Annotated in this window: 28 protein-coding genes; 15 read left to right on the forward strand and 13 right to left on the reverse strand. The window is 63.8% G+C overall.

What is annotated here, in order from left to right:
• The first annotated feature begins 11 nt into the window (after positions 1-11).
• Genes P3C39_RS14500 through P3C39_RS14525 form a run of 6 tightly spaced genes read left to right on the forward strand, consistent with a single transcriptional unit; the run spans position 12 to position 4,365 of the window.
• Positions 12-746, forward strand: a complete 735-nt coding sequence (locus tag P3C39_RS14500) for a GntR family transcriptional regulator (RefSeq protein ID WP_024502532.1) — start codon at positions 12-14, stop codon at positions 744-746.
• The gene (locus P3C39_RS14505; protein ID WP_275953830.1) at positions 743-1,225 is read left to right on the forward strand and encodes a DUF3830 family protein; all 483 of its coding nucleotides are present in this window, start codon (positions 743-745) and stop codon (positions 1,223-1,225) included. Before P3C39_RS14500 ends, P3C39_RS14505 begins: the two co-directional genes overlap by 4 nt.
• A 1-nt stretch (position 1,226) precedes the next feature.
• Positions 1,227-1,580 (forward strand): TIGR04076 family protein, encoded by a 354-nt coding sequence (locus P3C39_RS14510; protein ID WP_275953829.1) that lies wholly within the window; start codon positions 1,227-1,229, stop codon positions 1,578-1,580.
• Positions 1,577-2,632, forward strand: coding sequence for an aldo/keto reductase (locus P3C39_RS14515; protein WP_275953828.1), 1,056 nt, complete (start codon positions 1,577-1,579; stop codon positions 2,630-2,632). The genes P3C39_RS14510 and P3C39_RS14515 overlap by 4 nt, the downstream gene beginning before the upstream one ends.
• Positions 2,629-3,057 carry a hypothetical protein gene (locus P3C39_RS14520; protein ID WP_275953827.1) on the forward strand — a complete coding sequence of 143 codons (429 nt, stop codon included), beginning with the start codon at positions 2,629-2,631 and terminating at the stop codon, positions 3,055-3,057. Before P3C39_RS14515 ends, P3C39_RS14520 begins: the two co-directional genes overlap by 4 nt.
• A 48-nt stretch (positions 3,058-3,105) precedes the next feature.
• Positions 3,106-4,365: an ABC transporter substrate-binding protein gene (locus P3C39_RS14525; RefSeq protein WP_013532975.1), complete on the forward strand. Its 1,260-nt coding sequence runs from the start codon at positions 3,106-3,108 to the stop codon at positions 4,363-4,365.
• Between the two features lie 91 nt (positions 4,366-4,456).
• Here P3C39_RS14525 and P3C39_RS14530 read toward each other — a convergent pair whose 3' ends face one another.
• The 8 genes from P3C39_RS14530 to P3C39_RS14565 form a co-directional block, all read right to left on the reverse strand.
• The gene (locus P3C39_RS14530; RefSeq protein ID WP_275953826.1) at positions 4,457-5,257 is read right to left on the reverse strand and encodes an ABC transporter permease; all 801 of its coding nucleotides are present in this window, start codon (positions 5,255-5,257) and stop codon (positions 4,457-4,459) included.
• Positions 5,254-6,126 (reverse strand): ABC transporter permease, encoded by an 873-nt coding sequence (locus P3C39_RS14535; protein ID WP_063167572.1) that lies wholly within the window; start codon positions 6,124-6,126, stop codon positions 5,254-5,256. Before P3C39_RS14535 ends, P3C39_RS14530 begins: the two co-directional genes overlap by 4 nt.
• Positions 6,123-7,226, reverse strand: coding sequence for an ABC transporter ATP-binding protein (locus P3C39_RS14540; protein ID WP_063167573.1), 1,104 nt, complete (start codon positions 7,224-7,226; stop codon positions 6,123-6,125). The genes P3C39_RS14535 and P3C39_RS14540 overlap by 4 nt, the downstream gene beginning before the upstream one ends.
• A gap of 75 nt (positions 7,227-7,301) precedes the next feature.
• A complete protein-coding gene (locus P3C39_RS14545) occupies positions 7,302-8,327 on the reverse strand; it encodes an ABC transporter substrate-binding protein (protein ID WP_064995063.1) in 1,026 nt (341 codons plus the stop codon).
• Between the two features lie 51 nt (positions 8,328-8,378).
• Entirely contained in the window at positions 8,379-9,377 is a 999-nt protein-coding gene (gene araD1 / locus P3C39_RS14550) for an AraD1 family protein (protein ID WP_275953825.1), read from the reverse strand.
• 32 nt (positions 9,378-9,409) lie between these two features.
• A complete protein-coding gene (locus tag P3C39_RS14555; protein ID WP_127369526.1) occupies positions 9,410-10,186 on the reverse strand; it encodes an SDR family oxidoreductase in 777 nt (258 codons plus the stop codon).
• Between the two features lie 11 nt (positions 10,187-10,197).
• Entirely contained in the window at positions 10,198-11,925 is a 1,728-nt protein-coding gene (locus tag P3C39_RS14560; protein WP_027163887.1) for an IlvD/Edd family dehydratase, read from the reverse strand.
• Complete coding sequence (locus P3C39_RS14565) at positions 11,922-12,665, reverse strand: FadR/GntR family transcriptional regulator (RefSeq protein WP_081714243.1); 744 nt, start codon at positions 12,663-12,665, stop codon at positions 11,922-11,924. Before P3C39_RS14565 ends, P3C39_RS14560 begins: the two co-directional genes overlap by 4 nt.
• Positions 12,666-12,774: 109 nt before the next feature.
• On the opposite strand from P3C39_RS14565, the gene P3C39_RS14570 reads away from it, so the two are divergent.
• Complete coding sequence (locus tag P3C39_RS14570) at positions 12,775-13,704, forward strand: aldose 1-epimerase (RefSeq protein WP_027163886.1); 930 nt, start codon at positions 12,775-12,777, stop codon at positions 13,702-13,704.
• 18 nt (positions 13,705-13,722) lie between these two features.
• On the opposite strand, the gene pcaQ is transcribed toward P3C39_RS14570, so the two are convergent.
• Positions 13,723-14,640: a pca operon transcription factor PcaQ gene (pcaQ, locus tag P3C39_RS14575; protein ID WP_027163885.1), complete on the reverse strand. Its 918-nt coding sequence runs from the start codon at positions 14,638-14,640 to the stop codon at positions 13,723-13,725.
• Between the two features lie 93 nt (positions 14,641-14,733).
• Between pcaQ and pcaD the strand changes: the two genes are divergently transcribed.
• From pcaD to pobA, 6 genes are read left to right on the forward strand one after another with little or no spacing between them, the layout of a single operon-like run.
• Positions 14,734-15,543: a 3-oxoadipate enol-lactonase gene (gene pcaD, locus P3C39_RS14580; RefSeq protein ID WP_027163884.1), complete on the forward strand. Its 810-nt coding sequence runs from the start codon at positions 14,734-14,736 to the stop codon at positions 15,541-15,543.
• The gene (gene pcaC / locus P3C39_RS14585) at positions 15,536-15,943 is read left to right on the forward strand and encodes a 4-carboxymuconolactone decarboxylase (RefSeq protein WP_027163883.1); all 408 of its coding nucleotides are present in this window, start codon (positions 15,536-15,538) and stop codon (positions 15,941-15,943) included. The genes pcaD and pcaC overlap by 8 nt, the downstream gene beginning before the upstream one ends.
• Positions 15,933-16,688, forward strand: a complete 756-nt coding sequence (pcaH, locus tag P3C39_RS14590; RefSeq protein ID WP_027163882.1) for a protocatechuate 3,4-dioxygenase subunit beta — start codon at positions 15,933-15,935, stop codon at positions 16,686-16,688. The genes pcaC and pcaH overlap by 11 nt, the downstream gene beginning before the upstream one ends.
• A complete protein-coding gene (gene pcaG / locus P3C39_RS14595) occupies positions 16,688-17,302 on the forward strand; it encodes a protocatechuate 3,4-dioxygenase subunit alpha (protein WP_275953824.1) in 615 nt (204 codons plus the stop codon). Before pcaH ends, pcaG begins: the two co-directional genes overlap by 1 nt.
• Before the next feature lie 19 nt (positions 17,303-17,321).
• A complete protein-coding gene (locus P3C39_RS14600) occupies positions 17,322-18,374 on the forward strand; it encodes a 3-carboxy-cis,cis-muconate cycloisomerase (protein ID WP_275953823.1) in 1,053 nt (350 codons plus the stop codon).
• On the forward strand, positions 18,374-19,546 hold the full coding sequence (gene pobA, locus P3C39_RS14605; RefSeq protein WP_275953822.1) for a 4-hydroxybenzoate 3-monooxygenase: 1,173 nt from the start codon (positions 18,374-18,376) through the stop codon (positions 19,544-19,546). Before P3C39_RS14600 ends, pobA begins: the two co-directional genes overlap by 1 nt.
• 10 nt (positions 19,547-19,556) lie before the next feature.
• Here pobA and P3C39_RS14610 read toward each other — a convergent pair whose 3' ends face one another.
• Positions 19,557-20,027, reverse strand: coding sequence for an NUDIX domain-containing protein (locus tag P3C39_RS14610; protein WP_224673993.1), 471 nt, complete (start codon positions 20,025-20,027; stop codon positions 19,557-19,559).
• A 173-nt stretch (positions 20,028-20,200) separates the two neighbouring features.
• Here P3C39_RS14610 and P3C39_RS14615 point away from each other — a divergent pair, with 173 nt between their 5' ends.
• Positions 20,201-20,734: a sterol desaturase family protein gene (locus P3C39_RS14615; RefSeq protein WP_024502553.1), complete on the forward strand. Its 534-nt coding sequence runs from the start codon at positions 20,201-20,203 to the stop codon at positions 20,732-20,734.
• A gap of 19 nt (positions 20,735-20,753) precedes the next feature.
• Here the strand turns inward: P3C39_RS14615 and rsgA are convergent, their stop codons facing one another.
• Entirely contained in the window at positions 20,754-21,794 is a 1,041-nt protein-coding gene (rsgA, locus tag P3C39_RS14620; protein WP_024502554.1) for a ribosome small subunit-dependent GTPase A, read from the reverse strand.
• A gap of 339 nt (positions 21,795-22,133) precedes the next feature.
• On the opposite strand from rsgA, the gene P3C39_RS14625 reads away from it, so the two are divergent.
• Positions 22,134-23,168: a LacI family DNA-binding transcriptional regulator gene (locus tag P3C39_RS14625; protein ID WP_063173610.1), complete on the forward strand. Its 1,035-nt coding sequence runs from the start codon at positions 22,134-22,136 to the stop codon at positions 23,166-23,168.
• Here the strand turns inward: P3C39_RS14625 and P3C39_RS14630 are convergent.
• Both P3C39_RS14630 and P3C39_RS14635 read right to left on the reverse strand, forming a co-directional pair.
• Positions 23,165-24,118 (reverse strand): alpha/beta hydrolase, encoded by a 954-nt coding sequence (locus P3C39_RS14630; RefSeq protein WP_082827543.1) that lies wholly within the window; start codon positions 24,116-24,118, stop codon positions 23,165-23,167. The two genes, P3C39_RS14625 and P3C39_RS14630, sit on opposite strands and share 4 nt — an antisense overlap.
• 10 nt (positions 24,119-24,128) lie before the next feature.
• A complete protein-coding gene (locus P3C39_RS14635) occupies positions 24,129-25,277 on the reverse strand; it encodes a Gfo/Idh/MocA family oxidoreductase (protein WP_275953821.1) in 1,149 nt (382 codons plus the stop codon).
• Between the last annotated feature and the right edge of the window lie 106 nt (positions 25,278-25,383).

The following is a 25,383-nucleotide window of genomic DNA, read 5'->3' on the forward strand; positions in this document are numbered from 1 at the left end:
AACGGAATTCCATGCAAAAGGCTGCCATCGAAAAGAACAACGAGGTGATCGCGGCCCAGCTTGCGCCGGTCGGCCGCGAGACCGTGCAGGACCGCGTGTATTCCGAGCTGCGCCGCGCCCTGATTGGCGGCCTGTTCGAACCGAGCCAGGTGCTGACCATCCGCGGCCTGGCTGACGCCTTGGTCACCTCGACCATGCCGGTGCGCGAGGCGCTCGGCCGGCTGATTACGGAAAAGGCGCTGGAGGCGCTGCCCAACCGTTCGGTGCGCGTGCCGCCGATCACGCTGGAACGCCTCGACGATCTCCTGCGGGCTCGCATCCTGATCGAGGGCGAGGCGATCGCGCTGGCCGCCGCCCGCATGGGTCCGCGCCAGATCGCCACCATCGAAACCATCCTCGCCGAATGGGACGAGATGCGGGCTTTGAAACACAAGAAGGACGTCGACCGCGAAGTGACGCTCAACCAGAGCTTTCATTTCGAGATTTACCGCTCCTGCGGTTCGGCCGTGCTGATCCCGATGATCGAGAGCCTGTGGCTGCAATCGGGTCCCTGCATTCGTGTCGCCATCTACGCCTTCTCGGAAGCCGGCGAGGTCGACACCGCCCAATATCACCGCCGCATCGTCACGGCGCTGTCCACGCAGGATGCGCAGGCGGCGCGCGAGTCGCTGGTCGCCGACATCAGCCGACCCTTCACCTTCCTGCGCAGCAAGTTGCAGGCCGCCGCCGCGAAAGACCAGACATGACCGCCATCAGGATCACCGAGCCGCGCTCGCAGCTTTCCGTAACGGCATTGCTGCTGCCCGAGAAGGCGCCGGAAAACGCTGCCTTCCTCTTGGCCTACCTCGGCACGCCACGCGTTGTTCCGGGCATCCATGCGATGTGGACGGGGCCTGAGATTTCCTGTCCGGTTCCATCAACCGACCTCGAGGGCCAGGCCTATGCAAAACCGTTGCCGGCCGAGAACGCGACGCTGAACCCGCAGCCGGGCGACATCGTACTGTCCTACGTGCCGTCACGCATGTGGGGCGGCAATCCCAATGCGATCTTCGACATTGGCCTCTACTACGGGCAGGGCGCGCGGCTCTTGTTCCCGATAGGCTGGCTGGCCGGCAGTGTGGTGGCGCAGGTGCGCGTCGAAGAGCGTGACCGGTTCGCCGCCGCGTGCGGTGTCATCCGCCGCAACGGCGCCTGCGATGTCACCTTCAGCCTGATGGAGGCCTGACATGGCCGACGACGGTTTCGAGCTGTTCGACCTTCGCGTCGAGGCGATCATCCCCAAGGACAAACCTATCTATTGCGGCGCCAAGGAAGGCGACTATTTCGAGCTCAAGGGCGAGATGCTGTCGATGCCGGCAGGGCAGGGTTTTTCGATCTATTCGATCGCCGCCGTGTTGCCGCTGCTGGCAGCCAAGCAGCGCCCGACCCACCCGAACGACTGGATGACCTCGGACGCCGAGATCGCTTGTCCCGATCCCAATTGCGGCAGCCGGCTGCGGATCGTCAGGGCGGCCAGGCGGCGGTTCAGCCACGCCGAGACGACGGCGGTGCCGCTGCCGAAAGAGGATGACCTGAGATGACCGCAAACACCTTCGAACTCGGCCCCGGCTACACCATCTCGCGCGTCATTCGCGGCGGCTGGCAACTGGCTGGCGGCCACGGCGCCATTGACCGCAGCCAGGCGGTGGCCGATCTGATCGCCACTTTCGATGCCGGCATCTGGACCTATGATTGCGCCGACATCTATACCGGCGTCGAGGAGCTGATCGGTGCCGCGCGCCTGCGGCTGGCCAGCGAGCGCGGCCTCGACGTCGCGGCCAGGATGAAGGTGCACACCAAGCTGGTGCCCGACCTCGAACGGCTGGCCAGTATCAGCCGCGACTACATCAGGGGCATCGTCGACCAGTCATTGCGGCGGCTGAAGACCGAGCGGCTCGATCTCGTGCAGTTCCATTGGTGGGACTATGAACAGCCGCGCTATGTCGATGCCATGGGCTGGCTCAACGAGCTTCGGTTGGAGGGCAAGGTGCGCAATCTCGGCACCACCAATTTCGACACGCCAAGGCTCGCCGAGATACTCGCTGCCGGCATCCCACTGGTCAGCCAGCAACTGCAATATTCCGTGCTCGACCAGCGCCCGGGCAACAGCCTGGCCGCGCTCGCAAAACAGAACGGCGTCAGCTTCCTCTGCTATGGCTCAGTCGCCGGCGGCTTCCTCAGCAACAAATGGCTCGGTGCGGCCGAGCCCGCCACGCCGCTCGAAAACCGCTCGCTGGTCAAGTACAAGCTGATCATCGACGATTTTGGCGGCTGGGAGCTGTTCCAGCACCTGCTGCAGGCGCTGAAGGCCGTTGGCGACCGCCACGGCGTTGACGTCGCCACCATCGCCAGCGCCTGGGTGCTGGAGCAGCCGCAAGTGGCGGCGGTCATCGTCGGCGCCCGCAACCAGGCCCACGCCATTGCCAATGCGAAAATCATGGACGTTGCGCTCGACACCGAGGACCGGGAGCGGATTGCGGCCGTCATCGCGCAAGGCACCGGCCTCGAAGGTGACGTCTACACGCTGGAACGCGACCGCCGCGGCCGCCACGGTTCGATCATGCATTACAACCTCAATGCGGGGAAGAAATGAGCGGCGAACCCTCCCTGTTTTCACGCGCCAGCGCCGAAATCATCGACCTGCACCGCTTCTTCGTCGACTGGTTCGTCGCCGCGCGAGCCAACACGGTGGACTTCGGCCGCTTCGAACGCGCCATGGGCAAGGACCTCAGCATGGTGGCGCCGGACGGGCAGATCCTCGATCGCGAAGCGGTCGTCGACCATGTCCGCGCAAGCCGTGCTTCCTGCGACGATGGTTTCGCCATTTCGATCGAGGACATCCGGCCCGGCTGGCAGGACGCGGATACCATCGTCGTCCTCTATGTCGAAGCGCAGCTGCGCGCAGGCAAGCACAGCAGCCGTCAATCGAGCGCCGTCTTCACGACCAGTTCATCGGCGCCCAACGGCGTCGAATGGCGACATCTGCATGAAACCTGGCTGCAGGTGCCGGAACGCTGAACAAGCTCCAGAGTTCAAATACAGTCGAGTAACGAAAGGGGAACAACAATGACAAAGACGATACTCCAACTCACCACAGCGCTCGCTCTCGTCACGATGGCGGGTGCTGCGCAAGCCGCCGATTGCAAGATCACCGTCGGCCTCGTCATGGAGCTGACCGGCCCGGCCGGCGAATACGGCCAGGCCGGCGCCAAGTCGGTCGAGATGGCCTTCCGCGACATCAACGGAGCCGGCGGGGTGCGCGGCTGCGATCTCGTCACCGACACGCGCGACAGCCAGAGCCAGGGCAACATCGCGGTCGACGCCGCCACTCAGCTTGTGCAGGTCAAGAAAGTGCCGGTCATCATCGGCGGCATCATCTCGTCGGTGTCGATCCCGATCCTGACCTCGGTGACCGCGCCAGCCAAGATCGTCCAGGTCTCGCCAGCATCGTCCTCGCCGACGCTGACCGCGCTCGGCCGCGACGGCAAGACCAACGGCATCTTCTTCCGCACCATCACCTCGGATGCGCTGCAGGGTGTCGCCGCCGCCAAATATGCCATCGACAAGGGTTTCAAGAAGCTGTCGATCATCCACGTCAACAACGATTTCGGCGTCAACATGGTGGCCGAATTCTCGCGTGCCTACAAAGCGCTCGGCGGCACCATCGTCTCCGACACGCCTTACAATGAAAAGCAGTCGAGCTATGCCTCCGAAGTCACCGCGGCAATGGCCGGTGAACCGGACGGTCTCTACCTCGTCAGCACACCGGTCGACGGCGCCACGGTCGCCCGCACCTGGATCTCGCAGGGCGGCGTGCAGAAATTCCTGCTCAATGACGGCATGAACAGCCCGGACTTCATCGAATCCGTCGGCGCCGATTATCTGAAGGAAGCCTACGGCACGTCGTCCGGCACCAGCCCGACGGCCTCGACGGAGTATTTCACCAAGAACTATAAGGAATTCTCCGGCATCGAACCGACCAATCCGGCAGCCGACCGTTCCTATGACGCCGGCGCGATTGTTGGCCTCGCCATCGCCATTGCCGGCTCTGAGGACCCGGCCAAGATCAAGGACGCGATGTACAAGGCGGTCGATCCGGCCGGCACGCCGATCTTTGCTGGCAAGGAAGAGTTCGCCAAGGCGCTCGGCCTGATCAAGGACGGCAAGCCGATCCGCTACGAAGGCGTCATCGGCCCGGTCGCCTTCGATAAATATGGCGACATCACAGGCCCGTTCCGGCTGTGGAAGATCGTCGACGGCAAGGTAGCGACGGACGGTGAAATGACCACCGACGATGTCAACGCCTTGCAGGCCAAGCTTCAGTAAGCAGCATTCCGTTTGGTCCGGCATCGATTATGTCAGCATCGATGCCGGGCCAAGAATATGGCTGCCTCATTGCGGCGCTCTTGCCCGGCACTCACGTCCGTTCCGTCGCAACTTGCCTGGGGATGAGAAAGCGGGCGGCGAGCACGCAGAGCAGCACGGTGAACATCAGGATCAGCGCCACCAGCGCATTGATATCGGGTGAGAAGCCAAGCCGCATCATCGCCCACAGCCTGACCGGCAGCGTGCTTTGCGTGCCAGTGACCAGGATGGTGATCATGGTCTCGTCGAATGACAGGGCGAAGGCCAGGATGGCGCCGCCGACCATGGCGCTCGACAGGTTCGGCAGGATGATGCGCCAGAAGGTCTGCCAGCCCGTGGCACCGAGATCGTAGGACGCTTCAACCAGCGTGCGGCTCATCGACTGCAGCCGCATCAGTACCGTGCGGTAGACTATCGCCAACACGAAAACCGTATGGCCGATAACGACCGTCAGCAGCGAGCGTTCGAGGCCGATCTCGCGGAAGAAGATCAGCAGCGCCAGGCCGCTGATGATCGGCGGCATCAGGAACGGCAGGAAGATGATGAACTGCAGCAGCGAGCGTCCGGAACGGCGCCCATGATAATAGAGCGCCAGCAGCGTTCCGCTGACCACCGACAGGATGACGGTGCAGACGCCGACGATCAGCGTCGTGCGCAGAGCGACCAATATGTCGTGGTTTTCAGCCAGCGCCACATAGGTCGACAGGGTCGGCGACGACCAGTCGACGGAGCCATGCGAAATGGTGAAGAACGACGACACGATCGGCACGAACAGTGGGCTGTAGAGCAGCACCGCAACCAGTGTCGTGATCGCGGCCAGAAAGATCGTGGACAGTCGGGGCAGGGCGCTCATACCGAAGTCCCCGGGTTGCGGCCAAAGCGTTCGCCGACGAGGATTGCGGCGATCACCACGACGGCCAGCGCCACCGACAGCGCCGCGCCGAACGGCCAGTTATAGGCCGTGCCGAACTGGCTGTAGAGGATGCGGCCGAAGGTGAAGCCGCTGATGCCGCCGACCATTTGCGGCGTCAGGAAATCGCCGATCGCCAGCACGAAGACGAAGCTCGCCGCCGAAGCGACGCCGGGCAGGCTGAGCGGCAAGGTGATGCGCAGGAAGGTCTGCAAGCCGCTCGCGCCGAGATCGTCGGATGCGCGCAGCAGCACCTGCGGAATCCGCTCCAGCGACAGGAAGATCGGCAGGATGGCGAAGGGGATCAGGAGCAGGGTCAGCGTCAAAAGGATGGCGTTCATGTTGAACACAAAAAGCGTCGACGGTTCCTGCAGGATACCAAGCGCCACCAGCGCCTTGTTGAGGAAGCCGTTGAGGCCCAGGATGCTGCGGATCGCATAGATCTTGATGACGTAGCTCATCAGCAGTGGCACCAGCAGCAGCATCAGCAAGGCGTAGCGCCAGCGGCCTTTCAGCGTCGTCAGGAAATAGGCGGCGGGATAGGCAAGCAGGATGCAGATGATGGCCACCGACACGCACAGCACGATGGTGTTCCAGAACACCGGCAGAAAGACCGGATCGGTGAAGAACCTGACATAGTTGCCCAGCGACAAGCCGTAGACGATCGTGCCCTGGTCGACGCTGAAGAAACTGTAGCCGAGGAAGATCGCCAGCGGCACCAGGACGAAGACCACCGGCAAGGCAAACGCCAGCACCGTCACCAGCAGTGACAGCCGTCTTTCCGCAGGCAGTGTCGATCCGGCTTCGCTCATGCCAGCACCAGATGGCCTTCATGCGGCGCAAACGAAAGCGATACAGCCTCGCCGGATTTGAGCGCGCTGCCGTCGACGCGGCTCGGCACGCGCAGCCGCAAGCGCTGCGCGGCATTGTCGGCGCCGGCCATGATGGTGGCGACGGTCGACGAGCCGGCAAAGGCCAGATCGGAGATCGTGCCGGAAAAACGGTTGTCGGTGTCCTTTGCATCCGCAAGGTGCAAGGCTTCTGGACGGAACGCGGCGTAAGCGCTGGCGCCTTCCGCTGCGGCTTTCAAATGCGGCTGGTCGCTGATCGAACAGATGAGGCGCCCGAGCGCCGTCTCGATCGATCGCAGCTCGCCCTGGACCGGTCCGAGTTTCCCGGCCACCAGATTGTTCTCGCCGAAGAAACGCGCGACGAATTCGCAATTCGGTCTGTAGTAAAGGTCGTGCGGCGTGCCGAGCTGGCGGATATGACCGGCCTCCATGACGCAGATCCGGTCGGCCATGCCGATGGCTTCTTCCTGGTCATGGGTGACGAACAGGAAGGTGGTCCTGATTTCGCGCTGGATGGACTTTAGGAACACCTGCATCTGCCGGCGCAGTTCGAGGTCGAGTGCGGCGAGCGGCTCATCGAGCAGGATCAGGCGCGGCTGGCAGATCAGCGCACGGGCGAGTGCGACGCGCTGGCGCTGGCCGCCGGAGAGCTGCGCCGGAAAGCGGTCGGCGAAACGCCCGAGCTGGACCAGTTCCAGCGCCTCCGCGACTCGGCGCGCGATTTCCTTGCGCTGGACATGGCGAACCGAAAGCCCGTAGCCGACATTGCCGGAAACGGTCAGGTGCGGGAACAGCGCATAGTCCTGAAACACGGTGTTGAACGGCCGCCGGTTGATCGGCATGCGGCTGATGTCTTGCCCATCCAGGCGGATCTCGCCCGACGTCAGCGGTTCCAGCCCGCCGATCAGCCGCAGCACCGTGGTCTTGCCGGAGCCGGAGGGTCCAAGAACGGTGAGGAACTCACCGTCCTTGATCGACAGGTCGATGTCGTGCAGCACGGGGACCGTGCCGTAGGATTTCGAGACGGACCGCAGCGTCAAGAGGTCGGTGTTCTGGTTCATGAAATACTCTCGCATACGCTTCGGCGGTCCGGAACTCCGGACCGCCGGGTCCTTCGAAGGCATGGTGCGGAAAGATCAGGGCGTTGCCTTGACCTCGTTCCACATGTCCGAACGCTTGAGTGGGTCCTCGACATTGTTGAGCCAGACCAGCTTGTCGTTGCCGCCGGCGCTGCCGGTTTCCGTCACCGTGTTGCCGAAGCCGGTACGCTCGGAAAGCTCGCCGCCGACCTTCTTGCTCAGCATGAAGTCGATCCATTTCTCGGCTGCCGCATTATCACGGACACCCTTGGAAATGACCCAGTTGTCGAGCCAGGCAAGCGCGCCCTCGCTCGGATTGACGTAGGCGACATGGGCGCCGATCTTCTGCAGCGCCTTGACCTGCTGCTGGCCGTAATTGGCCCAGATCAGGGCCACATCATTGTTCTGGTAGATCTGCTGCGCCTCGTCGGCGGTGGTGTAGAAGCTGAGCACGTTGCGCTTGAGTTCGACCAGCTTGGCCTTGACTGCAGCCATCTGCTCTTCGTTGAGGTTGAACGGATCCTTGTAGCCGAGCGTCAGTGCGGTGAACGAGAAATTGTGCTCGCCATTATCATACGCCAGCACCTTGCCCTTGTAGGCCGGGTCCCACAGAACCGACATCGAGGTCGGCGCCGGCTTGACCTTGTCGGTGTCGTAGATCAGGCCGATGGAGTCGAAGCAGAACGGAATGCCGTAGACCTTGCCGTCCTTGGTCACGCCGCTGACCGCCGTCAGGTCGCGGAAGCGCGGCAGCACGTCTTTCTGGTTGGCGAGCTTGGTGACGTCGATCGGCGACACCAGGTCAGCCTTGATGTAGCGCTGCAACTGGGCGGTGTTGACAGCAAAGACGTCGAAGTCCTGGCCCTCGCTGCCCTTGATCTTGGCCCAGATCTCGTCGTCGCTGCCGATGAAGACGACATCGACGCCGATGCCGGTCGCGGCGGTGAAGTCCTTGACCCAGTCGGCATCGGCGTAGCCGTCCCAAGCCAGTACCCGAAGGTTCGCGGCGAGCGCCGCCGATGTCATCAGGCCGATGCTGAGCCCGATTGTCGCTAGTCTTAGAAACGCTTTCCTCAGTCCCATTTTAATCTCCCATTATCGTTCTGGTGGACCGTAATTTTCGGGCCTGCGCCGTCACAGCTGGGTAACAGCGACCAGTCCCTCGTCCGGCACCGACACCATCCGGTTGCGCAGTGGCTTGCCGAACGTCTGTGCCTGGATTTCATACTCGTCGCCGGAAGCCGTCTTGACGCCGGAGGCGTAGCTCATCACCGCCGCGCCGAAGAAATAGGCGTGCAGGTCGCCCGCCCTGCGGTGCATCGGGTAGCGGAAATGGAAGTGTTCGAGATTGGCGATCGAGTGCGACATGTGCGCTTCACCCGACAGGAATTCCTGCTCCCAGATAACAGTGCCGTCGCGCAGGATGCGCGAATGGCCGCGCACTTCTTCGGGCAGGTCACCGATCAGCAGTTCCGGACCGATCGAGCAGGAGCGCAGCTTGGAATGGGCGAGATAAAGGTAGTTCTCGCCCTCCGTCACGTGGTCGGAATATTCGTTTCCGAGCGCATAGCCGATGCGATAGGGATGGCCATCGGGTCCATTGACATAAAGCCCGACGATCTCGGCTTCCTCGGCACCGGCTTTCGCGAATGCCGGCATCGGCAGCGGCGCGCCGGGCGGGACAATGCAGGTGCCGACGCCCTTGAAGAACCACTCTGGCTGAATCCCGATCTTGCCGGCGCCAGGCTTGCCGCCCTCCAGTCCCATGCGGAAGATTTTCAAGGAATCGGATTCGTCGGCACCTTCGCCATGGGTCAGAACATGCATCTGGTTGCGCGCGGCGGCACTTCCGGTGTGGGTGAGGCCGGTGCCGGTGACCAGGAAGCGCGCCGGTTCGGGATGGTCGACCGGAGCGAGCACCTGCCCATCGCGCAACAGTTGGTCGTAGTCGATTTTCGCTGTGCCGGTCCGCTTCTCGACCAGCGCTGCGATCGACGTGCCCTGGGCAATTGCCGCTTCGGCCAGCTCCAGCACGCTGCTGGTCTTCTCGAGAGGGTGCAGATGATTGCCGTCATCGCAGACACGGCCAACCCCTCTGCTGCCGTCGGCCATTCTGAACTGAACAAGACGCATGAACTAACCTTCTTCCTTTGAAGCCGTACGGGTCACACCCAGCCCGCATCGACGATGAACTGCTGGCTTGTGCACATGCGGCTGTCGTCGGCGGCGAGGAACAGCGCCATGCGCGCGATATCGGAGGGTTGCAGCCGGTCGGGCAGGCACTGCCTTTCCGCGATCTGGCGTTCGCCGGCCGGGTCCAGCCACAGGCGAATCTGGCGCTCGGTCATCACCCAGCCCGGCACCATGCAGTTGACGCGGATGCGCTCAGGGCCAAGCTCGCGGGCCAGCGCCCGCGTCATGCCGTAAACAGCCGCTTTCGCGGTGACATAGGCTGGGCAATCCGGATCGCCGACCATCCAGGTGATGGAGCCGAAGTTGATGATCGAGCCGCCGCCCTGCGCGCTCATCTGCGGACGCACTGCCTGCGCCGCGAAAAACTGGTGGCGCAGATTGACCGCCATGCGGTCGTCCCAATAGGCAACCGTCACATCCTTGGTCTGGTGGCGGTCGTCATTGCCGGCATTGTTGCACAGCGCCTGGATGGGGCCATTGTGCTGCATTGCCTGCACGGTTGCCGCCTGCAACTCTTCGACGTTGCGCAGGTCGCATGGAATGAACAGCGGCGCGGCATGTCCGTCGGCCGCAATCGCGTCGACCAGACGTTGGGATGGTTCTTCGGCCATGTCGACGAAGGCGACGCGGCTGCCCTGGGCGCAGAAATGGCGCACCAGGCTTTCGCCGATGCCGCTGCCGCCGCCTGTTATGAAGACGCTGCGGCCCTTGAGGCTTGGATAGATCGCGTAGCCGATTTCATCCGTCATCGCGCGCCTCTCTAGTGCGAATGCCGAGGAATGCCGGCATCGCGCCGGCCGACGAGAAAGTCGAAATCGCAGCCCTTGTCGGCCTGCAGCACGCGCTCGACATAAAGGCTCTGGTAGCCGCCCTCCGGCGACGCCGGCGGCTTCCAGTCACGCCGGCGGATGGCGAGCTCCTCTTCCGACACCAAAAGTTCCAACCGGCGGCCGGCGACATCGAGCTCGATAAGATCGCCGTCGCGCACCAGCGCCAGCGCGCCGCCTGCGGCAGCTTCTGGAGCCACATGCAGAACCACGGTGCCGTAGGCGGTGCCGCTCATGCGCGCGTCCGAAATGCGCACCATGTCGGAGATGCCTTGCTTGAGCAGTTTGGCCGGCAGCGGCATGTTGCCGACCTCGGCCATTCCGGGATAACCGCGCGGCCCGCAGTTCTTCAGCACCATCACCGAGGAGGCATCGATGTCCAACTCCGGATCGTCGATGCGGGCGTAGTAATGCTCGATGTTTTCGAACACCACCGCCTTGCCGCGATGCTGCATCAGCTCGGGCGTTGCCGCGGACGGCTTGATGACCGCGCCGTCAGGCGCCAGATTGCCGCGCAGGATGGAGATGCCCCCTTCCTTGGTCAGCGGCTCGCTCATTGGGCGGATCACTTCGCTGTTGTAGTTGGGCGCGCCGTCGATCAATTCACCGATGGTCTTGGCGCTGACGGTCATGGCGTCGCGATGAAGAAGCCCCACTTCATCAAGCGACGCCATGACCGCAGCTAGCCCCCCGGCGTAGTAGAAATCTTCCATCAGGAACCGGCCCGACGGCATCAAATCGACAATAGTTGGAACGTCACGACCTAGGCGGTCCCAGTCTTCGAGGCTGAGATCGACACCGATCCGGTTGGCGATGGCGATCAGATGCAGCACCGCATTGGTCGAGCCACCGATCGCGCCGTTGACGCGAATGGCGTTCTCGAACGCTTGCCTGGTGAGGATCTCCGCGATCGTCACGTCCCTGCGCACCAGATCGACGATCTGGCGTCCGGCCATCTGGGCGAGCACGCCACGGCGCGAATCCACCGCCGGGATCGCGGCGTTGTCCGGCATGCCGATGCCGAGCGCTTCGACCATGCTGGCCATGGTCGAGGCCGTGCCCATCGTCATGCAGCTGCCCGCCGATCGGCTCTGGCCCTGCTCGGCGGCGAGGAAGTCGGCAACCGGCATGCGGCCGGCTTTAACCTCCTCGGCGAATTTCCAGACGTGGGTGCCCGAGCCGATATCCTGTCCGCGGAACTTGCCGTTGAGCATCGGCCCGCCGGAAACGGCGATGGTCGGCAGGTTGCACGATGCGGCGCCCATCAGCAGCGCCGGTGTGGTCTTGTCGCAACCGACCAGCAGGATGACGCCATCGATCGGATTGCCGCGGATGGACTCTTCGACATCCATGCTGACCAGATTGCGAAACAGCATGGCGGTGGGGCGCATGTTGCTCTCGCCCAGCGACATCACCGGAAATTCGAGCGGCAGGCCGCCGGCTTCATAGACGCCGCGCTTGACGTGATCGGCCAGCGCCCGCAGATGCGCGTTGCATGGGGTCAATTCCGACCAGGTGTTGCAGATGCCGATCACCGGGCGGCCGTCGAAAGCGTCGGCGGGAATGCCCTGGTTCTTCATCCAGCTGCGGTGCATGAAGGCGTTCTTGCCCTCACCGCCGAACCAGGCCTCGGACCGCAGTTTGCGTTTGGTGTCGGTCACGATGTCTGTTCCCGTTCCTGGCGGCGCTTGTTGCGGTTTTCGACGCTGCGGCGCACGTCCTCCTCGGCATTGTCGATGAGGACCAGCAGCGCCTTTTGTGCGCCGGTCGCGTCGCCGGCGGCGATCTTTTCGGCGACTTCCCGGTGCAGCGGCAATGAGGGGCGCTGCCCTTCCGGATTGTCGTTGGAAAGACGAAAGCTCGTCACCAATGCGGTTTCGACCAGTGCCGCCAGCGAGCCGATCAGCTCATTGCCGGTCATGCGCAGTATGGTCTGGTGGAACAAAAGGTCAGGCTTGGCGAAGCGGTCGCCGTCGTCGACCACCGCCTCCATTTCGACCAGAGCTGCATTGATCTCGGCGATCTGCGCTGGCGTGGCGCGCTGGGCCGCAAGCGCTGCCGACATCGGCTCGATGGCCCTGCGCAATTCGAACAGCGCCCGGACATCGTCGGCGCTGACACCGCTGGCATAGCGCCATGACAGGACGTCCGGGTCGAGGAAATTCCAGTCGGCACGAGGACGCACCCGTGTGCCGGTCTTCGGCCGCGATTCGACCAGCCCCTTGCCCGCCAACACCTTGATCGCCTCGCGCAGCACCGTGCGGCTGACCCCCAGCATCTCGCTTGAATCGTCGGCATTGGGCAGTGCCTCGCCGGGCAGGAAATCGCCTTGAACGATGCGCAATCCGATTTGCTCGACGACGGTCGCATGCAGAGCGGTGGAGCCGCTGGAAACCGCCACCGCGACTCTCGACGTACGCGCCATACTGAAAGATTTGTTATTCTTCATACTATTCATATGATATGTCTTATAGGCATGGCGATTGGAGTCAAGGGATGGGGGTGTGCCGATGACAAAGAATTCCGCTGCCGTTACCGAGCAGCACCAAGAGCTGATCTCGATCAGCGATGGCATTGCGACCGTGGAAATCGTCCCTGCTGCCGGCGGTGCCCTGGCGTCGTATCGCTGGCGGCAAAACGGATCCGTCGTGGATTGGCTGCGCCCTGCTGACCCGGCGGCGATCGGCCGCCGCGATGCCGGCGCCATGGCCTGCTTCCCGCTGGTTCCCTATTCCAATCGCATAAGGGGCGGTCGCTTCGCATTCGCCGGCCGCACCGTCGAACTGCCGACCAACTCGGACGATCCGCACTATGAGCACGGCCATGGCTGGCGTCGATCATGGACAGTCGTGCGGCACGAAGCCAGCAGCACGGTCCTATCCTATCGCCATGCTGCCGATTCCTGGCCGTGGAGCTATGAGGCAAGGCAGGCCATCTCGCTGATCGATGGCGGGCTGGCGATTGCCCTCTCGCTGCGCAACCTTTCGGACACGCCGATGCCGGCAGGCTTTGGCCTACATCCCTATTTTCCGTCGACGCCGTGGACACATGTCCAGGCGCGGGTGTCCGGCATGTGGGAAACCGATGCGGAAATCCTGCCCACCATCCACATACCGCCGCCGCCGGGCGCCAACCCGACCACGGGCTTCGACGTGTCGGAGACGGACTTCGACACGGTCTTCACCGGATGGTCGCGCCGCGCCCGGATCTCCTGGCCGGAGCATGGACGGCAACTGGACATCGAGGCCGAGGCGCCACTCGATTTCCTTGTCCTCTACACGCCGCCCGGCGAGCCGTTCTTTTGCGCCGAACCGGTCAGCAACATCACCGATGCCTTCAACCGCAGGGCTGACACGGGCATCGAGACCGGCTGCATCGTACTGGCGCCCGGGCACATGAGGTCCGCAAGCGTTCGCTTCACGCCTTCGCGGGAGATCTGATCGCCAGTCTGAGCCGCATCAACTGCTTTGCCTCGCCGCTTCGCGGATGGTCTGCAGCAGGATGGAGAAGGCCGGCGAGGGCGCCGTGTCGGTCCGCATCGTCAGGCCGACCGGTCCTTTGGTTTCCTCGGTGTCGACCGGCAGGGCGACGAAGGCGCCACTGCCGAGTTCATTGGCGACGACGCCTGCCGAAATGATCCAAACCGCATCGCTCTGCCGCAGGAAGGCGCGGCCGAAGGAGTCCGAGACGGTTTCGATCTCGGTTGCCGGCGCCGTCATGCCGTTGGTGATGAACAGGCGGTCGACGAAAGGGCGGATGACCGATTCCCGTGTCGGCATCAGCGCCGGGAACTCGTCGAGCCGCGCGAACACGTCCTGTCCGGGCTCAAGCAGCGGATGTCGCGCCCGCACCACGAACAGCACCTGTTCGGAGTAGAGATGCTCGAAGAAGAAGCCGGTCATGTTCTCCGGCGCCGCCAACCGTCCGACGACGAGATCGAGCGCGCCGGTGCGCAACTGTTCGAGCAGCACCGCGTTCTCGCCGGTGACGATCTTGATCGCCGCACCGGTGCTCTCTTTGAGGAACAGGCTCATGGCAAGCGGCATCACCCGCGCCGACACCGTCGGCAGCGCGCCGATGCGGATCGGGTGCCGGTTGACCGCCCCGTCCTGCCGGACGGAATCGACACCCTGCTTGAGCGCCGTGATCGCCGTACCGGCATGGCGAAGGAAGATTTCGCCGATGCGCGTCAGTCTGATGCCGCGGCCGTCGCGTTCGACGACCGCCACCCCCAGCGCCTCTTCCAGTTCGCGCAATGTCTTGGTCACCGCCGGCGGGCTGACATGCAGGAAGTCGGCCGCCCGCGCCACGCTTCCCTGCCGCGCAACTTCAAGGAATGCCTGCAGGTGACGGAACCGGATACGGCTCTCGGACATGGATTTGATAACCCCTGAGTTAATGAAACGCCAAAAAATATCATTTTACCGAACCAAACGCCTTGTGCAATGTGAGGGCGGAGGATCGAAACCGTGCCATTCGTCACCATCGGCGGCATCACGCTGCACCATCGCCACATCAAGGCGACCGGCAATGCGCGCCCAATCATATTCATCAATTCGCTCGGCACCGACTTCCGGATCTGGGACGAAATTGTCTCGACGTTCGATGGTGAAATGCCGCTGCTGGTGTATGACAAGCGCGGCCACGGACTGTCCGACATCGGCGACATCAGGTCGATCGACGATCACGTCGATGACCTCTCGGCGCTCATCGATCATTTCGGCTTGAGCAAGGTCGTGCTGTGCGGCCTGTCGGTCGGCGGCATGATCGCGCAGGGGCTCTATGCCAGGCGGCCTGAAATCGTCGAAGGCCTGATCCTTTGCGATACGGCACACAAGATCGGCACGACAGACAGCTGGAACACACGCATCGCGACCGTCGAAAGCAAGGGCATCCAGGCGATTGCCGATGGCGTGCTCAAAGTGTGGTTCACCCCCGCCTTCCACGCGGCGCGTCAGGCCGAGCTCGACGGTTACTGGAACATGATGACGAGGCAAGCGCTTGCAGGTTACGTCGGGACTTGCGCGGCCGTTCGCGATGCCGATTTCACCGATGCTGCACGCCGCATCGCGGTGCCGACGCTCTGCGTGGCCGGCGACCAGGATGGCTCGACACCTCCCGATCTCGTCCGCTCGCTGGCCGCGCTGATCCCCGGCGCGCGCTTCGAAATGATCCGCGACGCTGGACACATTCCTTGCGTCGAACAGCCTGAAGCGCTCACCGCCCTGATCCGCGGCTTTATCGCGTCGCTTGCCCCTGGAGCAGTAACCCATGGATGAAGTCCCCGGCAACGCAACCAGATATTGCACCGGCCTCGCGGTGCGGCGCTCGGTGCTTGGTGACCGCCATGTCGACCGCGCCGAGGTCGCCGCCACCGATTTCGACCAGCCTTTCCAGGAGTTGATCACCGAGGCCGCCTGGGGAACCGTGTGGGCGCGGCCGGGCTTGACCAGGCGTGAGCGTTCGATCGTCACGCTGGCGCTGCTGGCCGCACTCGGCCATGATGAGGAGGTTGCTATGCATGTGCGCGCCACCGTCAACACCGGTGCCTCGCGCGACGATATCTGCGAGGCGTTCCTGCATGTCGCCATCTATGCCGGCGTGCCGGCCGCCAACCGTGCCTTCAGAATTGCCAAGGACGTGTTTTCGGAAATGGACGGAAGCCAGAATGACCGCTGAGTCCGGCTCGAACCGAAGGCCCGAGACCGGCGCCTTCTTCCAGCGCGACCGGACCTGGCATCCGCCTGTTCTGACACCGAATTACAAGAGCTCCGTGCTGCGCTCGCCGCAGAAGGCGCCGCTGCCGTTCGACAACACGCTGTCGGAGATTGCAGGCCCGGTCTTCGGTCACGCCATGCTCGGCAAACTCGACGCCGACCTGATCCACAATTTCGCCAGGCCCGGCGAGAGCGCGCTCGGCGAGCGCATCATCGTCCATGGCCGGGTGCTCGATGAACGCGGCGTTGGCGTACCCGGCGCGCTGCTCGAATTCTGGCAGGCCAATGCCGGCGGCCGCTACCGCCACAAGAAGGACGGCTATCTGGCGCCGCTCGACCCGAACTTTGGCGGCTGCGGGCGCGCCATAACAGGCGAGGATGGCGGCTACGCCTTTCGCACCGTCAAGCCCGGCCCCTATCCCTGGCCGAACGGGCCGAACGACTGGCGGCCCTCGCACATCCATTTCTCGGTCTTCGGCCACGGCTTTGCGCAGCGGCTGATCACGCAGATGTATTTCGAGGGTGATCCGCTGATCTGGCACTGCCCGATCGTGCGCGGCATCCCCGACAAGGCCGCCGTCGAAACGCTGATCGCCACGCTCGACATGCAGGCGACGATCCCCTTCGACGCGCGCGCCTACAAGTTCGACATCGTGCTGCGCGGGCGCCGCGCGTCGCTGTTCGAAAACAGGCTGGAGGGCAATTGATGGCCCAGTCGCTCGACCGGCTCAGGGAAAGCCCCTCGCAGACCGCCGGACCTTATGTCCATATCGGGCTGACGCCCAATTTCTGCGGCATCGGCGGCGTCTATGCGACCGACCTTGGTGCGACCATGGTCAACGACAGGACCAAGGGGGAGCGCATCGGCCTGCGCATCCGGGTGCTCGACGGTACCGGCACGCCGCTCAAGGATGCGCTGATCGAGATCTGGCAGGCAGATGCGGATGGGCTTTACAATTCGCCGGCTGAACTGCGCGGCGCGGCCGATCCGAACTTTTTCGGCTGGGGCCGTTGCCCGACCGACATGGACACCGGTCTGTGCACGTTCGAGACGATCAAGCCGGGCCGCGTGCCGTTCAGGGACGGAAGCCTGATGGCCCCGCACATCACCCTCTGGATCGTCGCGCGCGGTATCAATCTCGGCCTGCACACACGCCTGTATTTTTCCGATGAGGAAAAGGCCAATGCCGGGGATGCGATCCTGGCGCGCATCGAGCACCGCGTCCGCGTGCCGACGCTGATCGCCGAGCGCAACGGCGATATTTATGTTTTCGACATCCATCTCCAGGGGGAGAAGGAAACGGTCTTCTTCGACAGCTGATGGTCAGGAGGAGCAGGATATGACCGTATCGCCCTTCGACCATCCACTGCTCTCCGCTCTTCTCGGCGACGAGGAGGCGAACCGGCATTTTTCCGTCGAGGCGGAAATCGAGGCGATGCTTGCCTTCGAGCGGGCGCTGGCGCAAGCGGAAGCTGAAAACGGGATTATCACCAAGGATGATGCCGCCGCGATCGTGGCCGCACTTGCCACATTCCGGCCCGACACCGCCTTGCTGCGGGCTGCCGTCGCCAAAGACGGCGTCATTGTGCCGGAACTGGTACGCCAGATCAGGGCGGCGGTCGGCGAACCGCATGGCGACAAAGTGCATTTCGGCGCAACCAGCCACGATGTCATCGATACCGGCCTGGTGTTTCGGCTGAAGTCCATCGTCGAGCATCTCGGCCTGCTCCTGACCGAGACCATTATACGGCTCGTCTCGCTCGAAGAGCGGTTTGGCGGCAGGGCGCTGACGGGAATGACGCGCATGCAGCCAGCCATTCCGATCAAAGCGGCCGACCGCGTCAGGACGTGGCGGGCGCCACTGCAACGGCATCAGGAAAGATTGTCGGAACAGTCGAGGCGTCTGCTGGTGATGCAGTTCGGCGGTGCCGCCGGCACGCTGGAAAAGCTAGGCGACAAAGGTCCGGCGGTGCGCGCAGCACTAGCCGCAAAGCTCGGCCTTGGCGACGCACCGCATTGGCAGAACCAGCGTGACGCACTCGCCGATTTCGCCGGCCTGATGTCGCTGCTATCAGGCAGCCTCGGCAAATTCGGCCAGGACATCGCGCTGATGGCGCAAGGTGGAACCGAGATCGAGCTTTCCGGCGGCGGCGGCTCTTCGGCCATGCCGCACAAGCAGAACCCGGTGAAGGCCGAAGCGCTGGTGGCGCTTGCCCGCTTCAACGCCACGCAGCTTGCGGGCATGCATCACGCGCTCGTGCATGAGCAGGAGCGCTCGGGCGCTGCCTGGACGCTGGAATGGCTATTGCTGCCGCAAATGGTCATCGTGACGGCCGCGTCGCTCCGCCTTGCCGCTGAGCTGGCCGCACAGGTCGAAAGTCTCGGCCACTGATGCGCACGCAAATCGTCATCGTCGGGTCCGGACCGTCCGGCCTGCTGCTTGGGCAGCTTCTGGCCGGCATCGGCGTCGAGACGGTCATTTTGGAACGCGCGAGCCGCGAGCACGTGCTTGGCCGTGTGCGGGCAGGGGTGCTCGAACAGGGCACCGTCGAATTGCTGGAACAGGCTGGCGCGGCGGCAAGGCTGCATGCCGAAGGACTGCCGCATTCCGGCATCTCGCTCGCCTTCGACGGACGCCTGCACCGCATCGACCTCGAGGCACTGACCGGCGGCAGGCATGTCACCGTCTATGGCCAGACCGAGGTGACGCACGATTTGATGGACAAGCGCGATGCGGACGGACTGACCACGATCTACGAGGCGGCAAATGTCGCGTTGCACGATTTCGACGGCGCCGCACCTTTCGCGACCTATGACAAGGACGGGGTCACGCATCGCATCGATTGCGACTTCATTGCCGGCTGTGACGGCTATCACGGCGTCAGCCGCAAATCGGTGCTCGAGCGTGCGCTGAAAATCTTCGAGCGGCAGTATCCGTTCGGCTGGCTCGGCGTGCTGGCCGAAGTGCCGCCGGCCGATCACGAACTGGTCTACGCCAATCACGAGCGGGGTTTTGCCCTGTGCTCGATGCGCTCGACGCATCGCAGCCGCTATTATGTGCAGTGTCCGCAGGACGATCGCGTCGAAGCCTGGCCGGACGATCGCTTCTGGGACGAGTTGCGCCGCCGCTTGCCGGAGCAGACCGCGGCAAGCGTCGTTACTGGACCATCCTTTGAAAAGTCGATCGCGCCGCTGCGCTCTTTCGTCGCCGAGCCGATGCGTTTCGGCAGGCTGTTCCTGGTCGGGGACGCCGCCCACATCGTGCCGCCGACCGGCGCCAAGGGCCTCAACCTCGCCGCCAGCGACGTGCGCTATCTCTTCGCCGGTTTTCGCGACTTCTACATCGAGAAATCATCTGTTGGCATCGACGCCTATTCCGGCAAGGCGCTGGCACGGGTCTGGAAGGCGGTTCGCTTTTCCTGGTGGATGACGACGATGCTGCATCGTTTTCCCGACACCGGCGAGTTCGGCCAGCGCATCCAGGAGGCCGAGCTCGACTATCTCGTGCAGTCGCGTGCCGCATCGACCGCGCTCGCGGAAAACTATGTCGGCCTGCCCTATTGAGGGCTGCGGATCATCCGGCGCCTTGCTGCCTGGCAAAATCCAAAAGCATCGGGCGCTGCCCCTTGAGGATTTTCACCTCGGCCTCGGGCAAGGTGAACCAGCCCGCTCTGTCGACCTCCGGGAACTCCTTCAGGGATCCCGACCTTGGCGGCCATTCCATGGTGAACATGTTGCTTTTGATGGCAGCCACATCGATGTCGATGCGCGCCTCGACGGACCAGGCCGTGACAACCTTGCCACCGGGTTGTTTGTAGTCGCCAAGCCGCGCGAAGGTGCCGTCGACCCTGACGCCGAGCTCTTCCTCGGTCTCGCGTTGCGCTGCCGTCAACTCATCCTCGTCCTCGCCGACGAGACCCTTCGGTATCGACCAGGCGCCATCGTCCTTCTTCGCCCAGAACGGCCCGCCCGGGTGAACCAGCAACACCCTGAGATCGCCATCGCTGCGGCGATAGATCAGCAATCCCGCACTGCGTTTTGCCATTTTTGTACGTCCATTTGCGAAGCCGGCAGCCTGCTGATGGTCCTTGAATCGTTGATGCGAACCTTGCACTAGGGGATTGCGACGCTATGTCAGGCGCGTCTGCATTGCACCTCGGTCGCGAGTCCGGCAATCTGATACCATCGCTTATTTGGCGGCTCGAAGGCTAGGTGACGATGCAACTCGGTCTTATTGGCTACTATAGCGACTTCGTGGTGTATCCGCTGGTGATCGCCGTGCTGACAGTGGCCGGGCTGCTCGAGGCTGGCGAAGAGAGTGCGCCAGGCTGGATCGGCACTGTCCTCGCCTGTCTCGGCCTCTGGACGCTGATCGAGTATGTGCTGCACAGGTTCGCTCTTCACCATATTCCTTACGTCAAGGACCTGCACGACCGTCACCATGTCGAGGAACGCAGTTCTGTGGGCACGCCAACCTGGCTCAGTCTCGGCGTGCATGCGCTGGTCGCGTTTGTGCCCGTTTGGGTGGTCTCAGATTTCGCCACCGCGAGCGCGGTGAGCTGCGGGTTGATGCTGGGATATCTGTGGTACATCAGCATCCACCACATGATCCATCACTGGCACCCGGCGCATCCGAGCTATCTCTACACGCTCAAGCGCCGTCATGCGGTGCATCACCACATCGACGAAACGGCCAATTTCGGTGTGACTTCGGCATTCTGGGATCGCGTTTTCGGCACGGCGCAGCTCTGAAGTCCTCAGTCCTCGCCGTTCAGCGCCTCTTTCCGCGACCGCCGGAAGTCTTGGCTCCGCGAGGCCCGCTCTGGACCGGCGTGTTGTTCTGGTTCTCGTCGGACAGTTTTCGCCAGCGGGCAAGGCGCTCCGGGTCGAGCGTCCCCGCCTTCAAGGCAGCCTGAACCGCGCAACCCGGCTCGTGCACATGCGTGCAGTCGCGGAACTTGCAGAGCGGTGCAAGCTCGGTGATTTCGGCAAACAGCGTGTCGATGCCGTAGCCGACATCGCTGACCTGCAGCGTCCGCATGCCCGGCGTGTCGATCACCCAGCCACCGCCGGCGATTGAATGCAGCGATCGCGACGTGGTGGTGTGGCGTCCCTTGGAATCGTGCTCGCGGATGCCCCCGGTCTGTTGCGGCGATTGCTGCGCCGATCCGGCCAGCGTGTTGACCAGCGTCGATTTGCCGACGCCGGAGGAGCCGATCAGCGCCACCGTCTGGCCGACACCGCACCAGGCAGCCAGGACGGTTGCCGCATCCGATGTGCGGGGGTTCAGCATCACCACCGGCAATCCACGCTGCAACGCCGCAGCTTGCTTCTGGTAGGTCTCGGCGTCTTCAGCGGTATCGGCCTTGGTCAGCAGGATCACCGGCGTCGTTCCGGCCTCGTTGGCCAGCGCCAGATAGCGCTCGAGCCGGGCGGGATTGAAGTCGGCATTGCACGAGGTGACGATGAACAGCGTGTCGACATTGGCCGCGGCAAGCTGCGGCACCCTGCCGCCGCCCTGGGTGCGGCGTTCCAGCACCGTCTTGCGGGTCAGGCGGCGCTTCACAAGGTGTTCATGCCCATCGACCAGCACCCAGTCGCCGACGGCGTAGTCACCGGTGTTCGCCTGCGCCGCCAGCGTCAGATCGACCGGCCCTGCCTGGGACAGGCCGGTCAGGCGATCGCGGTGGACGGTGGCGATCCGCGTCGGGACAAGATTGGCTTCGCCGGGCTCGAGCTGGTCGCCGAAAAATTCGGTCCAGCCCAGGCTGGCGAGCGATGGCGTGGAGTGATCCGTCACGGCTTTGACCACGGCGTCACGGACATTGGACGGTATCCCTGGCAGGTGGGGGCGAACGGGTAGGGTGATTTCCAAGCCGTGTATGGGCGGCATGGCGACATTTGGCAAGCAGGCCCGTAGCTGAGGGCTGAGCGGCAAGCTTCTGCAGCCCTTCGTCGAACTGACAATGAAGTCCATGACGCCATCAGTTTTGAAGCGTTAACAAATAATTTGACGCATGGAATATTTTTGCGTTCTATTGGGAACTGTGAAAATTGACTGAATAAGTTCCGTCAAGCATTGTCGCATCCGGTCAACGGCCGCATGACTGTGGGCGGGGCCGATCGTTGGCAGGGGATCAGGAATATATCGATGGCGGAGAAGACGCACCGCACGATGGACGACTTCGCCCAGGCATGCGGCGTGTCGCGCCCGACGCTGTCCAAATATTTCGACGATCCGGCGAGCGTGAAGCCGGCGACGCGGGCGCGCATCGAAGCCGCCCTGCGTTCCTCGGACTATCAGCCGAACCTTTTCGCCCGCAACCTCAACCGCAAGCGCACCCGCAACATCGGCATCGTCGTGCCGACGATCACCGATCCGTTCTACGCCGAGATGGTCAGCCGCATCGAATTTCGCTGCCGCGACGAAGGCTACTGGCCGATCGTCATCTCCTCGCATGGTTCGCCGAAGCTGGAGGCGGAGTCGGTCAGGACGCTGCTGTCGCTGAAGGTGGCCGGCGCGATCATCGCCCCGCTCGGCCTTGCCTCCGACCGCAGCGTCTTCGACAAGCTCGGGCAGGACATTCCGATCGTCTATTTCGACACCTATATCGAGGGCGATACGCCGTTCGTCGGCAACGACAACCGGCAGAGCGTGTCGACCATCGTCGACTATCTCTGTCGCTCGGGCGAACCGCCGGTCTATCTCGACATTCCGCATGTCAACCACAACTCCGGCGAACGCCAGGAGAGCTACATCGTCGCGATGGAGACCGCCGGCTTCAAGCCGGCCGTCATCGAGGCCGCGCGCGATTACACCTGGGACTTCGAACGCATCGGCTACGAGCAGACGGAAAAAATGCTGGAGGCCGGGACCTTGCCCGGCCGCACCATCCTGTGCGCCAACGATCGTCTCGCCTTTGGCGTAATGGCGGCCGCGTACTCGCGCGGCCTGAAGGTCGGCCGCAGGCCCGATTGCGATCTGCGCGTTGCCGCCCACGACGACCATCCGCTGAGCCGCTACACCTGTCCGGCGCTGACCACCATGGCGCAGGATTTCACCGCCATGGCCGGCCGCAGCGTCGAGATCCTGCTGGCCCTGCTGGACGAGGCCGATCCGCCGAAGCAGGGCATGGCGCGCACCGTCAAGCTCGGTGCCACCCTGGTGATGCGTCAGTCGGCCTAACCGGTCGACGTCGATCCCTCGAAGTGGCGCCAGGCCGTCACCCCCTCGACCACCGCTTGCCGGGCGGCGGGAATATGGCGTCCCATCGAGACGAAGCCATGGATCTGGCCCGGCCATTGCCGCAGGATCACAGGCACGCCCGCGGCCTGCAGGCGCGCCGCATAGGCTGCCCCTTCGTCGGCCAGGATGTCACAGCCGGCAAGCGCCACGAATGCCGGCGCGACGCCGGCAAGATCAGGCGCCAGCAAGGGCGAGACGCGCCAGTCCATGATATCGTCGGGCGTTCGCACATAATGGTCGCGGAACCATGCCATGGTCGTCGCGGTAAGGCCGAAGCCGTCGCCGAAACGCCGGTAGCTGTCCGATGTCTGCCGCGCGTCGGTGTTGGGATAGATCAGGATCTGGGTCGCAAGTGGTGGAGCGAGCCCATCGCGTGCGAGCAGCGCCAGCACTGCGGCAAGATTGCCGCCGGCGCTGTCGCCGGCAACACCAATGCGCACCTTGTCGATGCCCAGGTCGACGGCATTCTCGGCCATGAAGCGAAGTGTCGCCAGGCAATCCTCGAGCCCGGCGGGAAATTTGTGCTCCGGGGCCAGGCGATAGTCGGGGCAGACAATGACGGCGTTGCCGAGATTGGCCATCAGGCGGCAGATCTCGTCATGTGAATCGAGATTGCCGATGACCCAGCCGCCGCCATGCAGATAGAGCAGCGCCGGCGCCCCGCTCGGCAGTGCGTCGATGCCGCGATGGATGCGGACAGTGATGGGGCCGTTCGGCCCGTCGATCTGCTGTTCAAAGGTCGTCGCGACCGGCTCATGCTCACCTTGCAGCGTCGGGAACGAGGCGTTGTAGGCAGCTCGCGCCGCCGCCACGCTGCCGGTCTCGAATGGCTTGCCGCCGGCTGCACGAGCCATGTCGAGGACGCGCAGCGCATCCGGATCGAGCGTCATGATCATACCCTCAGGCCAGCAGATCGCTCGCCTCTTCCTCGGTCAGCAGGGCCGGCTGGACGACATCGCCCGCGATGGCGACCGAGCCCTGTGTTTCACCGGAGCGCAGGATAGCCTCCATGATCTCCAGCACATGCAGCGCCAGATTGCCGGAGGCGCGTGGCGTGTTGCCGGTCTGAAGCGAGCGCACCAGATCGGCGACGCCGAGCATGCGGTAATTGGCGCGATCGGGCGCCGCATAAGGCCAGTTGCGGGCGCCATAGAGTTCGCCTTCGCTGGCGAAATCCCTCCAGTCGGTGCCGCGTTTCGACAGCGACACGGTGCCGCCGAACGTGTCGGGGTCGGGCAGGCGCAGCGAGCCTTCCGTGCCGTGCAGTTCGATCGGATGGTTGGAGTGGCGAAAGACATCCCACGAGGCGCCGAAGGTGACGGTTGCGCCGGAGCGGAACTCCAGCAGCGACAGCACATTGGTCGGCGTGCCGACCTTGAATGTGGTGTTCTTGAATGGCCCTTCGGCAGTGATCAGCCGCTCCTCCTGGCCGCGCGTCGCCATCGCCATGACGCGTTCGACCGGGCCGAGCAGATTGACCAGCATGGTCAGATAGTAGGGGCCCATGTCGAACACCGGGCCACCGCCTGGCTGGTAGTAGAACTGCGGGTTGGGGTGCCAGTGCTCCATGCCGCGGCCCATCATGAAGGCGGTGCCGGTGACCGGGCGGCCGATGGCGCCGTCATCCATCAGCCGGCGGGCGCGGCGTCCGGCTGCACCAAGGAAGGTGTCGGGCGCCGAGCCGAGCAGCAGCCCGCGCGACCGCGCCTCGTCGACCAGGCGCCGTCCATCGGCGGCCGAGGTGGCGAGCGGCTTTTCGCTGAAGACGTGCTTGCCGGCCGAAAGGGCGGCAAACGAAATGTCGAAATGCGCCGCCGGAATGGTCAGGTTGAGGACGAGATCGATCTCGGGATCGGCCAGCAGTGCATCGACGCCGAGTGCCCGTATGCCATATTCCTTCGCCCGCAGCGCCGTCATGTCGGCCGAGATATCGGCGCAGGCGCGCAACTCGATGCCGCCGAAGAGAGCGGCATTGCGCAGATAGGTCATCGAGATATTGCCGCATCCGATGACGCCGATCCCGAGTTTCGTCGTTGATATCCCGTGCATTTTCGATCGTACCTCCCAACGCGGTCACCGTCTGCCGAATCCGCCCAGAAGTAACGGATCGCCTTCGCAAAGGGCTATACAACATTTTAAATATTGACGCGCGTAA

Origin of the sequence: Mesorhizobium sp. XAP4, from assembly GCF_029269325.1 — a bacterium.
GTDB classification, from domain to species: Bacteria; Pseudomonadota; Alphaproteobacteria; order Rhizobiales; family Rhizobiaceae; genus Mesorhizobium; species Mesorhizobium ciceri.